We start from the raw sequence: 13577 nt of genomic DNA on the forward strand, positions 1-13577 counted from the left end.
AACATGCCGCGAATCGAATTCCTTGAACCCGAAACCGGGCGCGCTCGCGCGTCCAGCTACTCGCGCCTGACGCCCTTGCGCGATCACCTAGCGCGCTGCGCCGTCGCGTTATGCGCCGCGCTTGCCAGCGTGTTGCCCGGCGTCGCATTGGCGCAAGTGAAAATCGGCCTTGTGTTGTCGCTCACCGGACCGGCCGCGTCGCTCGGCATTCCCGCGCGCGACACGGTCGCGCTGCTGCCCAAACAGATCGGCGGTCAGAGCGTCGAATACATCGTGCTCGACGATGCATCCGATACCACGCAGGCCGTGCAGGACACCAAGAAGCTGATCTCCGAGAATCACGTCGACGCGATCATCGGGTCGTCGATCACGCCGAATTCGCTGGCGATGATCGACGTGGTCGCCGAAGGTCAAACGCCGATGATCTCGCTGGCCTCGTCGGCGAAAATCATCGAGCCGGTGGATGCGAAACGCCACTGGGTCTTCAAGACGCCGCAAACCGACGCGATGATGGCGTCGGCGATTGCCGAACATGCCAGCCTGCACGGCGTCAAAACCATCGCGTTCATCGGTCAGGCCGACGCGCTCGGCGAGACCTTCTATACCGAGGTCGCGAAGTTCGCGCAACTGCATCACATCGACATGGTGGCGAGCGAGCGCTTCAATCGCACCGACCCGAGCGTGACCGGCCAGGTTCTCAAGATTCTCGCGACGCACCCCGACGCGGTCGTGGTGGGCGCGGCCGGCACGCCCGCCGCCTTGCCGCCGAAGACACTGAGGGAGCGCGGCTACAAAGGCCTGATCTATCACAATCACGGAGTCGGGAATAACGACTTCCTGCGCGTGTGCGGCGCCGATTGCAATGGCACCTTCCTGCCCGCGAGTCCGGTGCTGGTCGCCGCGCAATTGCCCGCGGATCATCCGGCCAAGCGGCTCGCGCTCGACTACATCGCGCGCTTCGAAGCGGTTCGAGGCGCGGGCAGCGTCTCGGCGTTCGGCTCGTACACGTGGGACGCGGGCATGTTGCTCAACAACGCCGTGCCGATCGCGTTGAAGAGCGGCGCGCCGGGCACGCCGGAATTTCGCCGCGCGCTGCGCGATGCGCTCGAAGCGACCCGCGGTCTCGCGGATACCAATGGCGTCGTCAATATGAGCGCCACGGATCACCTCGGGCTCGATCAGCGGGCGCGTGTGATGGTCGAAATCAAGAATGCGAAGTGGGTTTATCAGCCGCGTTGAATGAACGCTGCACGGTTCAACGAACACCGATATACGGATTGCTCATCATGTCTCAGGCACCACACCGTAACGACGCCTTCTACGCGCACTACCAGTCGCTTCAGTTGCATCGCCATCCGCATGGCGTGCTCGAAGTCGTGATGAGCGGTGAGGGCGCCAACAAGAGCGCGCTCGCTACCGCCAACGCGCGCATGCATTTCGAACTCGCGGAAATCTGGCGCGACGTCGACCGCGATCCCGACACGCGTGTGGCGATCATTCGCGGCGAAGGCAAGGGCTTTTCGGCGGGCGGCGACCTGCAACTCGTCGAAGACATGGCCACCGACTTCGATGTACGCGCGAGGGTGTGGCGCGAGGCGCGCGATCTGGTCTACAACGTGATCAATTGCAGCAAGCCTGTTGTATCGGCGATGCACGGACCGGCGGTAGGTGCCGGGCTCGTGGCGGGGCTGCTCGCCGACATCTCGATCGCGACGAAGACAGCGCGGATCATCGACGGCCATACGCGTCTGGGCGTGGCCGCCGGCGATCACGCGGCGATCGTCTGGCCGCTCCTGTGCGGCATGGCAAAGGCCAAGTATTACCTGATGCTGTGCGAGCCGGTGAGCGGCGAAGAGGCGGAACGCATCGGCCTCGTCTCGCTCGCCGTCGACGAAAACGATCTGCTGCCCAAGGCATTCGAGGTCGCGCAGAAGCTGGCCAACGGCTCGCAAACGGCGATTCGCTGGACCAAGTACGCGTTGAACAACTGGTTGCGCTCGGCGGGGCCGGCGTTCGATACCTCGCTCGCGCTCGAATTCATGGGCTTTGCCGGGCCGGATGTGCGCGAAGGCGTCAACTCGCTGCGCGAGCGGCGCGCGCCGGATTTCGGCGGCGCCGATCCGTGGCTCGGTCGGCCGTCGAACGGCGGCGCAACGGGCGGCGAGCGCTCCTGAGGCCGCCTCCCGCACGGTATGATCGAAAAAAACGCGCGCGGGACGGCGCCCCTTCTTCACCGCTTCTTCTCCAATTTACGCAGCGAGGCGACAAGCATGACCGATACTCCTGACTCCACGCCGCCCTTTCCCGGCTTTCCCGGTTTCCCGCCCGCTGAAATGCTCGAACGCATGTGGGGCATGATGCGGCTGTCGCCGTTCGGCTCGGCTTTTTCGGGCACGCAGCCGGCCGGCGGCGGCCTCGGGCCTTCGCTCTCGATGATGTCCGACATGATGGCGCCGCTCACCAATGTCGAGGAACTCGACAAGCGCATCACCGACATGCGGGCGGTCGAACAATGGCTCAAGCTGAATCTGAGCATGCTGCAGTCCGCGATTCAGGCGCTCGAAGTGCAGCGCGCGACGCTCGCAACATTGCGCGCGTTCGGCGCGTTCGCGCAGTCGTCGATGTCGCAACCCACGGCGGAGTCGGCCGCGCCGAGTCCCGCGGCCGCGAGAGGTTGGCCGCATCCGGCGGCACCTGCGTCGGCGCCGGCGTCGGCTGCCGCGGCGAGCGCCGCTGCGTCGGCTGAGGAGTCGGCGGGTGGGGAAGAGGAGGCGCCGGCCACGCCGCCGTTCGACGCATCCGCCTGGTGGAATCTGCTGCAATCGCAGTTCAACCAGATCGCCCAGTTCGCGATGACGCAACCACCGGCCGCCGGAGCGGGCGCCGAAGCGTCTGATTTTGTCCCGGACGACGATGCGGCCGCTTCGCCAGCGGGCGGGGAGCCAGCGCCCAACGCGCCGCAGGCGCGGGACGCGGAAGCCGCTGAGTCGGAAGCCAAGCGGCCGGCCGCGAAGCGGGCGCCTGCGGCGACAAAGCGCACGAGCGGCGCGAGCGCCAGTCCAAAAACCACGAAAAAGTCTACTTAAGGCAGGAATGAAACGCTGCGGCGTGACGCGGGTATTAAAGACACACAGAAGGCCAGGTTCGCCGTCTGTCACGCTTTTGACCCCGATCGTCCGCCACACTCCGCGAATCGCACGATTTCTTGCGCACGGTCAGCCAGGCACCGGAATTGCGACTGTTACGGCGCGGGTTCGGTCAAGTCAGCGTGCTATCATTGTGTAAGCTTAATTAGGCTTTTGGGCGTGCGCTGAAAACTACCAATCCAGCCGCCCTTGCTCCATTCGCGGCCGGCAACACCGGCGCAGGGCTGGACGGTGCGGTTTTCATCGCAAACTGGCTCGACCTCAGGCACGGGGTATCCCTCACCCACGGTTGGCCGCGCAGCGCGTAACGTAGGACTAGTCGCGCATGCGCAAACGCCTGGACTTCTTTGCCGCCAGTGCATCTAGGCGGCAGATTACCGCGTAAAATTGAATGCTTGGCCGGCAAACGGAGCACATACGGTGCGACCCGTTCGTCGTGAGCAAAAGTACTACAACGTAGTAGTGACAGACACACAGTATGCGCAGAACAGGGGTGGGACTATGAACACCATGCTTTATCCGGAACTTTATAAATCGCTCGAATCCGTTCGATGGGACATGGAGAAAGACATTCCCTGGGACAAGTTCGATGCATCGCTATTGACCGACGAGCAGGCAGCGACGATCAAGATGAACGCGATCACCGAATGGTCGGCGTTGCCCGCCACGGAAATGTTTCTCCGTGACAACCATCACGACAGCGATTTCTCCGCGTTCATGAGCGTGTGGTTCTTCGAGGAACAGAAGCATTCGCTGGTGCTGATGGAATATCTGCGCCGCTTCAAGCCGGAAATGTGCCCGACCGAAGAAGAACTGCACGCCGTGCGCTTCGAATTCGATCCGGCGCCGCCGCTCGAAACGCTAATGCTGCACTTCTGCGGCGAGATCCGCCTGAATCACTGGTATCGCCGTGCGGCCGAATGGCACACCGAGCCGGTCATCAAACACATCTACGAAACCATTTCGCGCGACGAAGCGCGGCATGGCGGCGCATACCTGCGCTACATGAAGAAGGCCATGGCGCAAACCGGCGACATTGCGCGCGCCGCGTTTGCGAAGATCGGTGTGCTGATGGCCTCGGCTCGCCGCACGGAAAAACCGCTGCACCCCACCAACCTGCACGTGAACCAGGCACTGTTCCCGCGCGACACGATTCAGTCGCGTCTGCCGGATCCGGAATGGCTGGAACGCTGGCTCGACGAACAGATCCGTTTCGACGACGGCTGGGAAAAGAAGGTGGTCGAGCGCATTCTGCACAACCTGTCCATCCTATTCGAGCGCACGTTCAACACCGCGCAGGAATTGAACCGCTACCGCAAGGAAGTGGTTCTGCGTCTGCAGGCTGAGCAGAAGTCGGCGGAGCAACCGGCCTGAGGGTCGCGAGCATGTGACTCGGTCTGCGGCGCCGCGCGCCGCGAACCGGTTTAAAAGAAAACGGCCTGACGCATTTATGTGCGCCAGGCCGTTTTGTTTCATGCGACCCATCGTGTATGGTGACGACACCTTCCTGTCCTTTCCGATTTCTCCATGGCTGCCATTTTTGAACGCAAGATTCTCACGCGCGATGCACTGGTGACGCTGCGTCCCTCGCTGAAGGCGCCGGTTGTGTTTACCAACGGCGTGTTCGATATCCTGCATCGCGGGCACGTGACTTATCTCGCCGATGCCAAGGCTTTGGGCGCTTGTCTGATCGTCGGTGTGAATAGCGATGCGTCGGTGCGCATGCTCGGCAAAGGCGACGACCGGCCAATCAATAACGAGGCTGACCGCATGGCCTTGCTGGCGGCGCTGGAGAGTGTCGACTACGTGGTGTGCTTCGGCGAGAAGACGCCCGTCGAGCTGATTTCGGCGGTGCGGCCGGACGTGCTCGTGAAGGGCGGCGACTACGACATGGACGTGTTGCCCGAGTCGGCCATTGTGCGAAGCTGGGGCGGTAAGGCGTTGGCGATTCCCTTCGAGCACGACCGCTCGACGACCGCGCTACTGAAAAAAGTGCGCACGCAAGGCTAGTGGCCGGCTGCGGCGGGAGTCTCTCACCAGCTTAAGGACTCGCGTCGCGCGAGTCGAAACGCGCTTCGCACGCAGCAAGACGGCGAGCGACTTACTGCGAAAGCGCGGATGCCGCGATCGGCGCCACCGGCGCCGGACCGCCTACGACGGCTTGGTCGGCAGCCTCCGCGGCAGTGACCGGCTGCACCTTCAGCCATTCCTGATGAACCTGGCGATTCAGATGGTTGGGCTCGCGTCCGCCGGCTGTGGGCGTCGGGCCGAACACGCCGCGCACCGCGACGAATGCCAGCATATTGGCAAGAAACAATATGGCGATCAGCCAGCGCAGCATTATTGGTTTTCCCCGTCCAGAAGTTGAGCCACCGTTATGCCGTTGGTCGCGATTCAGTTGCCGCGTTCCAGGGCGCGCTCGGCAGCAATCAGCGCGAGGCCGGACAGCACCAGCGAATCGTGGCGAGTATGCGGCACTTTCAGTGCGCTCGCCACTTCGTCCACGGCGCCGCCGCTGACTACGAGCCGCACCGGCACCTGCCATTCATCCTGCAAATCGCGCCACATCCGTTCGATCAAGCCCGCTTGCGCCAACGTGCAACCGGCAGACAGCGAGCGCGGCGTGTCCGTCGCGAAGAACGGTTCGCTGCGCCCTGCATCGGACGTGCCGCCGTCGAGCAGACCGCGTGCGGCGCGGGCGTCGAGCGTCGGCAGTTGCGCCGTGTGTTCGCCCAGCGAGCGCATCATCAAGCTCCAACCCGGCGCGATCAGACCGCCGACAAAGCAGCCGTCCGCGCGCAATGCCTCCAGCGTGGTCGCTGTGCCGAATGTCGCGATCAGCAGATGTTCGCCGGGAAACGCCGCATGCGCGCCGATCATGCCGGCCCAGCGGTCGCTGCCAAGTGCATGCGGCGTGGTGTAGCTATTGGTTACGCCGCATTGCTGCGTGGAAGCGCTGATCGTGGTGAGCGGCAGCTGCGGCCAGCGGGCGTCGAGCAAGGCGGCAATCCGCGCCGCGACATTTTCACCCGCGACATTGGACAACCACGCGCCGCGCGGCCTCGGCAAGTTTGACCAGTCCGGCTGATCCGCGCCGCCGTGGGCCAGCGCGCCGGCCGCGATCTGCGTACCGTCCGCCTCAACCAGCGCCCACTTGATACGGCTATTGCCCGCGTCGATCAGCAAATCAGGCGCGCCGCTCGTCATGCGGCACCGTCGGCCAGACGCAGCGAAACGTCGCCGGTCGCAACGACCTCGCGGCCGGTGGCGGTGTCGAGCAGCAACTGGCCGCGCTCGTCGACGCCCGCCGCCACCCCGCGCATCTGTTCCTGGCCTTGGTCCAGCAACACCACTTCGCGGCCCGCATAAGCGTGCACCGCGTTCCAGCGTGCCTGGAACGGCGCGAAACCTTCAGCGCCGAAGCGCTGCAAGGCGGGTTCGAGCGCGTTCAGTTCGGCGGCGAGCGTGTCGGTGAGGTTGGCGTTGGGCAGCGCGCGCTGCAAGGCGGTCGGCGCGGTGCCGCGCGCCTGCGGCGGCACGCCGGCGTTCAACGCGCCGACTTTGGCCGCGAGTTCGTCTGCGCCCTTCACGTTGGTGCCGATGCCGATCACCACCGCGCTGGCGTCGTCGGTGCTCCACGCGGTTTCGATCAGGATGCCGGCTAGCTTGTCGCCTTCGAGCAGGACGTCGTTCGGCCACTTCAGCGCGATCTGGCCGGGACCGGCAACCGGCAGCGAGCGCAGTCCGTCGACCAATGCGACGCCCACCGCGAGACTCAGGCCCGCGAGCCCTTCGAGCGGACGCGGCAATACGCACGCCACCGAAAACAGCAGCGCATTGCCCGGCTCCGCATACCACGGACGACCGCGGCGGCCGCGCCCGGCGGTTTGCAGATAGGCGACCCGCACGATCGGCCGCGGCAGCGCGCCGGCCTTGCGCGGCAGCGCTTTGACGCGCGTCATCAGGTCGGCGTTGGTCGAGCCGGTTTCCTCGACGATTTCGATCGGCCAGTCGTGCGCGTGCGGGCCGAACAGCGCGACGGCGCGCTCGCGGTCGATGCGCCAGTCGCCTTGGGGGGAAGTCTTGGACGTGTTCATGAATCATATTGTAGCGATAGCGAACCCGTTGAGTCCGCGGGCGCAGTTGCGGCGCCGCGCCTTCGTTACAATGGCCGCTAATCCGATAACCAGATTCAACGATCCTTGAACTACGACACTCCGCCCGGCCTCGAAGTCGCGGCAGGCAGCCAAGGCAAGATCGTCCGGCTCTCGGGCCAGTGGACGGCGCTCGCGCTCGCGCGCGACAGAGCCACTGGGCACGTGATCCCTCTGCTGCGGTCGCTGGTCGGCGCCGAAGGCATCGGTCAATGGGACCTGTCGCGTATCGACCGGATGGACCACGTGGGCGGCCAGGCACTGTGGCGCGTGTGGGGCCACAAGATGCCCCCGGACACTACGCTGACCGACACGCAACGCGACATTTTCGAGCGCATCGCCTTGCTCGACACCGTGCGCGAAACGGCCGAGCCGGTGGTCAGGTTCGATCCGCTCACGCGGCTCGGGCTCGCGATCTTCTCGTTCTTCGAGCATTTGTATGGCGGCGTGGCGATGCTCGGGCGCGTCGTGCTTGACCTGTTGGCGATCGCGCGCAAACCGAAAATCACGCCGTGGACCGAGATATCCGCGAACATCTACAACGCCGGCACCAAAGCCATGCCGATCACCGCGCTGGTCGCCTTCCTGATCGGCATCGTGCTCAGTTATCTGTCCGCGCAGCAACTGCGGCTGTTTGGCGCAAACCAGTACATCGTCAATATCCTGGGGCTTTCGGTGATTCGCGAACTCGGGCCGGTGCTTGCCGCGATTCTGGTGGCAGGCCGCTCCGGTTCGGCGATCACCGCGCAGATCGGCGTGATGCGCGTGACCGAGGAACTCGACGCCATGCGCGTGATGGGCATCCCGCATGGCCTGCGGCTGATCCTGCCGCGCGTGGTCGCGCTCGGCGTGGCCATGCCGCTGCTCGTCATGTGGACCAACATCATCGCGCTGACGGGCGGCGCGCTTGCCGCGAAGATCGCGCTCGGCATCGACATGAGCTATTTCGCGCGGGCTTTGCCGGGCGTGGTGCCGGTCGCGAATCTGTGGATCGGCTTGGGTAAGGGCGTCGCGTTCGGCATGCTGATCGCGATTGTCGGCTGTCATTTCGGTTTCCGTATCAAGGCTAATTCGCAGAGTCTGGGCGAAGGCACGACGACCTCGGTGGTGACCTCGATTACCATCGTAATTCTCGCGGACGCCGTGTTCGCGATCCTCTTCCAGAACGTGGGGCTCGGATGATCGCGCCACTCACTCAGGCCGTGCGCGGCCAGCCCGTACCCTCGATCGCCGAGCCGGTGATCGAAGTGATCGACGTGACCAAGCGCTACGGGCGCAACATCGTGCATCAACATCTGAATCTGGACGTGCGCCGGGGCGAGATCGTGTCGATCGTCGGCGGCTCGGGTTCCGGCAAGACCACGCTGGTGCGGCAGATACTCGGGCTGGAGCGCCCTTCGTCGGGCACCATCAAACTGTTCGGCGAGAATCTCGCCACCATCTCGCCGGAAACCGCGCTGCTGATGCGCAGCCGCTCCGGCATGCTGTTTCAGCGCGGCGCACTGTTCTCGTCGCTGTCGGTGTTCGACAACATTGCGCAGCCGGTGCGCGAACTCGGCAAGGTGCCCGAGGATCTGTTGCGCGACATCGTGATGCTCAAGCTGGAAATGGTCGGCCTGCCATGCAAGCATGCGTCGAAAATGCCGTCGGCGCTGTCGGGCGGCATGATCAAACGCGTGGGCATTGCGCGCGCGATCGCGCTCGAACCGGAACTGCTGTTTCTCGATGAACCGACCGCCGGGCTCGATCCGCAGGCGTCGGACGAATTCGTCGAGCTGATCTCCGCGCTGCATCGCGCGCTCGGCCTGACGGTGGTGATGGTCACGCACGATCTCGACACGATGATCGCGTTGTCCACCCGCGTCGCCGTGCTGGCGGATCGCAAGGTGCTGGTCGCCGCGCCGGTGGAAGAGGCCGCGGGCGTCGATCATCCTTTCATCCGCGAGTATTTCCTCGGCCTGCGCGGGCGCCGCGCGTTGCAGGCGCTGCCGCCGGAGCGCCGCGCGAGGCTGCCGCGGGCGGCGCTCGAGCCGGCATCGTCCGAATTGCCGCTGTGAACCAGGGAACCTGACAATGGAAAACAAATCACATGCCTTCTGGGCCGGGCTCTTCACGATCGTTTTGCTGGTGGCTATCGCGGTGGCGGCTTTTTTGTTCAATGTCGACCGTTCCGTGCGAGTGCCGTACGATCTGATCGCGCGCACCAACGTGACGGGCCTGTTTACCGACGCCGCAGTGCGTTATCGCGGGCTCGACGTCGGCAAGGTGCAGTCCATCAAGTTCGATCCGGCTCATCCGGGGCAGATTCTGATTCGTATCCTCGTCGATACGCACGCGCCGATTACCCATTCGACGTTCGGCAGCCTGGGTTTTCAGGGCGTCACGGGTATCGCCTTCATCCAGCTGGATGACAATGGGCGCGATCCGACGCCGCTGGCGTCGTCGTCGAAACAGGTGGCGCAGTTGCCGATGCGCCCCGGCTTGCTCGATCAACTGCAGCAACGCGGCGACGTGCTGCTGCGCAAACTCGAAAAAGTCACGGACGACGTCGACAATCTGCTGTCGCCGGAAATGGCCGCGCAGTTGCTGGGCACGGCTGCAAGCCTGCAGAAAGCCGCCGACGGCGTGGCTACGCTGACGCAGAAAATAACGCCGGCCGCCGGGATGCTGCCCGGCACGATCAACCGGCTGGATCGTACGCTGGCGTCGACCAATCAGCTGATCACCAGCCTGAACCGGCCGAACGGCCCGTTCGAGACCAACCTGAACAAGGTCGGCACGGCCGCGCAGCAAGCCGGCGACGCGCTGGTGTCGATCAACGGCGCGGTGCAGGAACTGTCGTCGCGGGTCGGCTACGACACCTTGCCGCGCGTCAACTCGCTCGCTGAAGACGTGCGCTCCGCGGCCCGCTCAGTGGATCGCGCCGCCGACACGTTCAGCACCAGCCCGCGCAGCGTGCTGTTCGGCGCGCCGGGTGCGGCACCCGGCCCCGGCGAAGCAGGCTTCAAATGGCCCGCCGCGCGCGCTGCCCAATGAGGTTGAAGCAATGAAGTTGAAGCAATGATTCTGAAGGTTTGAAGAAAGGAAGATTGTCATGTCACGCTCGATTCACCGATTCCTGTCCTCGAGCGCCGCGCTGGCGGTGCTGCTCGCATTCGGCGTGCTCGCCGCGGGCTGCGCCGGCACGCCGGCGGCGCTTTCGGACATCCGCTACGACTTCGGGCCGCCGAGTCCGGCAGCGTCCGCCGGCGCGTCGCCGGCCGTGAAGGTGCTCGATGTGAGCGCGCCCGACGTGCTCGAGTCGGACAAGCTGATGTACCGCCTGAGCTACGCCGACGCGCAGCAGACCGCTGCATACGCAAACAGCCACTGGACCATGACGCCCTCGCAGTTGCTGACCCAGCGTCTGCGTGGCGCGCTCAGTTCGCGCGGCACGGTGCTGACCGGCGCCGACGGCGTCGCCGCGCCGGTGTTGAAGGTCGACCTGAGCGAGTTCGAGCAGGTTTTCGACAGCCAGTCCGAAAGTCACGCTGCGGTCACCGCGCGCGCCACCCTCACGCAAAGCGGCAAGGTGCTCAGTCAGCGCACGTTCATCGCACGGGCGCCATCCAGGTCGGCGGACGCCGCCGGCGGCGCGCAGGCGCTCGCCACCGCCAGCGACGATCTCGTCTCGCAGATCGGCGCGTGGCTCGGCGTGCAGGCGCTGGTCGCCGCGCAATGACCGGCTTGCAGCGCACATTGCGGAGCGCTGCATGAGCGTGAAACCCTGGGCGCGCCGTCCGTCGGTGCTCGCCCGGCAGGCGCTGGTGCTGTACACCGCGTTGATCGTCTACGGTTCGTGGTATCCGTTTTCGGGCTGGCGTTCGCTTGGCCTCGGTCCGTTTGCCTATCTGTCCGATCCCATGCCGCAGTACCTGACGGCGTTCGACGTCGTCACCAACGTGCTCGGCTATATGCCGTTCGGCGCGCTGGTGGTGCTCGCCGCCTATCCGCGCTGGCGCGGCACGCTGGCGGTCGCGTTCGCCTTCGTGCTCGGCGGACTGCTGTCCGGCGTGATGGAAGCCGTGCAAACCTATTTGCCGACGCGTGTCGCCTCCAACCTCGATCTCGCCGCCAACGCGCTCGGTGCGCTGCTCGGCGCGGCGATCATGTCGCCGGCGACGGGCGCGCTGCTCGATCGCGGCTTGCTGCGGCGCGTGCGGCTTCTTTGGTTCGAGCGCGATCGGGCCGCGCTCGCGTGTCTGGTCGCGGCGTGGCCGTTCGCGACGATGTACCCGGCGCCGCGCCTGTTCGGTCTCGGCAACTGGCCGCGCGCGCTCTGGCTGCGTTTCGATTCGACCACGCAAGACGCCTTGCTCGCATGGACGCCGCCGGGCTGGCACGTCGGCGCCTGGCCGGCGCTCGTCGCCGCGTGGCTGCCTGACGACGCATGGGAAGCCGTGATCACCACGCTCAACCTGTTCGCCGCGCTCGCGCTGGCATCGTTGCCGGTGCGCCGCCCTGCGCCGCGCGTGCGCCTGTTGCTGCTGTTTATCGTGATTACCTTGTGCGTGAAGGCGGGCGCGACCTTTCTGCAATCGCAGTCCGGCCTCGCGTTCGACTGGGCGACGCCTGGCGCGTTGGTGGGTCTTGTGTGCGGGACCGCCGCGGCACTCCTCGCGTTGCGCCTGCAGCGCCGATCGCGCGCCGCGCTCGCGGGTGTCGCGCTGACGATCGCGCTGGTGTTCGTCAATCTGCTGCCCGTGAATCCGTATTTCGATGCCGTGCTCGCCGACTGGCGGCAGGGACGTTACCTGCACTTCAACGGACTGGCGCATTGGCTCGCGTGGATCTGGCCGTATGCGGCGCTCGTGTGGCTGGCGTATGTGGTGGAACTGGCGTGGCTCAAGCGGCGCATGAAACACACGTGAAGGGGCGCGGCGCGTGGCGCAGCGGTGGACCGCATCAGCGACCGCTAGCCCCGCTCGTTATAATCGTTCGCACAACTGGCGCGCCGCGTGCATCCAGCGCCATTCTCCACAACGACCGTCTCGCCTCCGGACATCATGGACTCCTTCTATAAGTACCACGTCTTCTTCTGTCTCAATCAGCGCGAGCCCGGCGCCGAACGCCCAAGCTGCGCGAACTGCAACGCACAGGAGATGCAGGAGTACGCGAAGAAACGCGTGAAAAAACTGGGTCTCGCCGGTCCAGGCCAGGTGCGCATCAATAAGGCCGGTTGCCTCGACCGCTGCGAACTCGGCCCGACGCTCGTCGTGTATCCGGAAGGCATCTGGTACACGTACGTCGACGAAAGCGACATCGACGAAATCGTCGACTCGCACCTCGCGAACGGCAAGATCGTCGAGCGTCTGAAAATCGATCAATAAGCCTCGCCATGAACGTACATACCAAAAAATATCTGATCGACGGCCCGGTCGGCAAGATCGAGGTCGCGCTGGATCTGCCCGACGAAACGCGCGAAAACGGCGCGGCGCCGCGCGGCATCGCGCTGGTCGCGCATCCGCATCCGCTGTTCGGCGGCACGATGGACAACAAGGTCGCGCAGACGCTCGCGCGCACGCTCGTGCAGTTGAACTACGTGACGTATCGCTCGAATTTTCGCGGCGTTGGCCAAACGGAAGGCGAGCATGACGCGGGCATTGGCGAGCGGGACGACTTGCGCGCCGTGCTCGCTCACATGCGTGCTCAACCGGGTCAGAGCGATCTGCCCCTCGTGCTGGCGGGTTTTTCGTTCGGCACATTCGTGCTGTCGCACGTGGCCGCGCAACTGCGCGAAGAAGGCCGGCAGATCGAGCGAATGGTGCTGGTCGGCACGGCCGCGAGCCGCTGGGAGGTCGCCCCGGTGCCGGAAAATACACTCGTGATTCACGGCGAAACCGACGAGACAGTTCCCATTCAATCCGTTTACGACTGGGCGCGGCCGCAAGAATTGCCGGTTGTCGTGATTCCGGGGGCGGAGCATTTTCTGCATCGCAAGTTGCACGTTCTGAAGCGGATCATCGTCGACGCCTGGCGGTAATTGGCGCGCGATGTGTGTTTTCCGGGGTACAGGTACGCACAAACGCAAATTAATCGCCGGTCTTTGCGCAAAGTAACGGGGAGAGCGCGCGTATAATGGCGACTCTTTTTTGGGCGCAGCGCCGCCCATCCGGCAGTTCGCGCGACGCGTAGCGTCTTTTCGCGCGCAGCGGTGCCGGATGCCGGCGTGCTGCGCGAACCGATCGCGTGGCCGGAAGTCCAATGGGCGCCGCGCCGTTTTTACGGCCAGACGCTC

The 13577-nt window shown here is 65.0% G+C and carries 15 protein-coding genes; 12 read left to right on the top strand and 3 right to left on the bottom strand.

Translation table 11 applies throughout. From position 1 onward, the window contains the following. Positions 1 to 3: 3 nt before the first annotated feature. The 5 genes from B0G80_RS17265 (at position 4) to rfaE2 (ending at position 5156) form a co-directional block, all read left to right on the top strand. The gene (locus B0G80_RS17265) at positions 4 to 1239 is read left to right on the top strand and encodes an ABC transporter substrate-binding protein (RefSeq protein ID WP_116118767.1); all 1236 of its coding nucleotides are present in this window, start codon (positions 4 to 6) and stop codon (positions 1237 to 1239) included. Between the two features lie 47 nt (positions 1240 to 1286). Next, complete coding sequence (locus B0G80_RS17270; RefSeq protein ID WP_116118768.1) at positions 1287 to 2174, top strand: enoyl-CoA hydratase/isomerase family protein; 888 nt, start codon at positions 1287 to 1289, stop codon at positions 2172 to 2174. Between the two features lie 96 nt (positions 2175 to 2270). Further along, entirely contained in the window at positions 2271 to 3086 is an 816-nt protein-coding gene (locus tag B0G80_RS17275) for a PhaM family polyhydroxyalkanoate granule multifunctional regulatory protein (protein ID WP_116119719.1), read from the top strand. Positions 3087 to 3647: 561 nt separating this feature from the next. Then, positions 3648 to 4520: a ferritin gene (locus B0G80_RS17280; RefSeq protein ID WP_106282278.1), complete on the top strand. Its 873-nt coding sequence runs from the start codon at positions 3648 to 3650 to the stop codon at positions 4518 to 4520. A gap of 153 nt (positions 4521 to 4673) precedes the next feature. After that, the gene (rfaE2, locus tag B0G80_RS17285; RefSeq protein ID WP_106282277.1) at positions 4674 to 5156 is read left to right on the top strand and encodes a D-glycero-beta-D-manno-heptose 1-phosphate adenylyltransferase; all 483 of its coding nucleotides are present in this window, start codon (positions 4674 to 4676) and stop codon (positions 5154 to 5156) included. Between the two features lie 91 nt (positions 5157 to 5247). Here the strand turns inward: rfaE2 and B0G80_RS17290 are convergent, their stop codons facing one another. The 3 genes from B0G80_RS17290 to B0G80_RS17300 are packed head-to-tail and all read right to left on the bottom strand — an operon-like array spanning position 5248 to position 7243. Next, on the bottom strand, positions 5248 to 5487 hold the full coding sequence (locus B0G80_RS17290; protein WP_106282276.1) for a hypothetical protein: 240 nt from the start codon (positions 5485 to 5487) through the stop codon (positions 5248 to 5250). A gap of 53 nt (positions 5488 to 5540) precedes the next feature. Then, complete coding sequence (locus B0G80_RS17295; RefSeq protein WP_116118769.1) at positions 5541 to 6353, bottom strand: type III pantothenate kinase; 813 nt, start codon at positions 6351 to 6353, stop codon at positions 5541 to 5543. Further along, a complete protein-coding gene (locus B0G80_RS17300) occupies positions 6350 to 7243 on the bottom strand; it encodes a biotin--[acetyl-CoA-carboxylase] ligase (RefSeq protein WP_116118770.1) in 894 nt (297 codons plus the stop codon). The genes B0G80_RS17295 and B0G80_RS17300 overlap by 4 nt, the downstream gene beginning before the upstream one ends. Before the next feature lie 105 nt (positions 7244 to 7348). Between B0G80_RS17300 and B0G80_RS17305 the strand changes: the two genes are divergently transcribed. From B0G80_RS17305 to B0G80_RS17335, 7 genes are all read left to right on the top strand, one after another. Next, positions 7349 to 8482 (top strand): ABC transporter permease, encoded by a 1134-nt coding sequence (locus tag B0G80_RS17305; protein WP_116118771.1) that lies wholly within the window; start codon positions 7349 to 7351, stop codon positions 8480 to 8482. Then, the gene (locus B0G80_RS17310) at positions 8479 to 9357 is read left to right on the top strand and encodes an ABC transporter ATP-binding protein (protein WP_106282272.1); all 879 of its coding nucleotides are present in this window, start codon (positions 8479 to 8481) and stop codon (positions 9355 to 9357) included. The genes B0G80_RS17305 and B0G80_RS17310 overlap by 4 nt, the downstream gene beginning before the upstream one ends. Before the next feature lie 16 nt (positions 9358 to 9373). After that, positions 9374 to 10336 (top strand): MlaD family protein, encoded by a 963-nt coding sequence (locus B0G80_RS17315; RefSeq protein ID WP_106282271.1) that lies wholly within the window; start codon positions 9374 to 9376, stop codon positions 10334 to 10336. 58 nt (positions 10337 to 10394) lie between these two features. After that, complete coding sequence (locus B0G80_RS17320) at positions 10395 to 11021, top strand: ABC-type transport auxiliary lipoprotein family protein (protein WP_106282270.1); 627 nt, start codon at positions 10395 to 10397, stop codon at positions 11019 to 11021. 31 nt (positions 11022 to 11052) lie between these two features. After that, entirely contained in the window at positions 11053 to 12210 is a 1158-nt protein-coding gene (locus tag B0G80_RS17325; RefSeq protein ID WP_116118772.1) for a VanZ family protein, read from the top strand. A gap of 135 nt (positions 12211 to 12345) precedes the next feature. Then, a complete protein-coding gene (locus B0G80_RS17330) occupies positions 12346 to 12669 on the top strand; it encodes a ferredoxin (RefSeq protein WP_106282268.1) in 324 nt (107 codons plus the stop codon). Positions 12670 to 12677: 8 nt separating this feature from the next. Further along, a complete protein-coding gene (locus B0G80_RS17335; RefSeq protein WP_116118773.1) occupies positions 12678 to 13322 on the top strand; it encodes an alpha/beta hydrolase in 645 nt (214 codons plus the stop codon). Positions 13323 to 13577: the final 255 nt, after the last annotated feature.

It is taken from the genome of Paraburkholderia sp. BL6669N2 (genome assembly GCF_003387275.1).
Classification (GTDB): Bacteria; Pseudomonadota; Gammaproteobacteria; order Burkholderiales; family Burkholderiaceae; genus Paraburkholderia.

Coding starts and splice junctions, on each gene's coding strand:
- B0G80_RS17315 (WP_106282271.1), top strand. CDS start 9,374: ATGGAAAACAAATCACATGCCTTCTGGGCCGGGCTCTTCACGATCGTT.
- B0G80_RS17330 (WP_106282268.1), top strand. CDS start 12,346: ATGGACTCCTTCTATAAGTACCACGTCTTCTTCTGTCTCAATCAGCGC.
- B0G80_RS17265 (WP_116118767.1), top strand. CDS start 4: ATGCCGCGAATCGAATTCCTTGAACCCGAAACCGGGCGCGCTCGCGCG.
- B0G80_RS17270 (WP_116118768.1), top strand. CDS start 1,287: ATGTCTCAGGCACCACACCGTAACGACGCCTTCTACGCGCACTACCAG.
- B0G80_RS17300 (WP_116118770.1), bottom strand. CDS start 7,243: ATGAACACGTCCAAGACTTCCCCCCAAGGCGACTGGCGCATCGACCGC.
- B0G80_RS17295 (WP_116118769.1), bottom strand. CDS start 6,353: ATGACGAGCGGCGCGCCTGATTTGCTGATCGACGCGGGCAATAGCCGT.
- B0G80_RS17335 (WP_116118773.1), top strand. CDS start 12,678: ATGAACGTACATACCAAAAAATATCTGATCGACGGCCCGGTCGGCAAG.
- B0G80_RS17325 (WP_116118772.1), top strand. CDS start 11,053: ATGAGCGTGAAACCCTGGGCGCGCCGTCCGTCGGTGCTCGCCCGGCAG.
- B0G80_RS17275 (WP_116119719.1), top strand. CDS start 2,271: ATGACCGATACTCCTGACTCCACGCCGCCCTTTCCCGGCTTTCCCGGT.
- B0G80_RS17290 (WP_106282276.1), bottom strand. CDS start 5,487: ATGCTGCGCTGGCTGATCGCCATATTGTTTCTTGCCAATATGCTGGCA.
- rfaE2 (WP_106282277.1), top strand. CDS start 4,674: ATGGCTGCCATTTTTGAACGCAAGATTCTCACGCGCGATGCACTGGTG.
- B0G80_RS17320 (WP_106282270.1), top strand. CDS start 10,395: ATGTCACGCTCGATTCACCGATTCCTGTCCTCGAGCGCCGCGCTGGCG.
- B0G80_RS17310 (WP_106282272.1), top strand. CDS start 8,479: ATGATCGCGCCACTCACTCAGGCCGTGCGCGGCCAGCCCGTACCCTCG.
- B0G80_RS17280 (WP_106282278.1), top strand. CDS start 3,648: ATGAACACCATGCTTTATCCGGAACTTTATAAATCGCTCGAATCCGTT.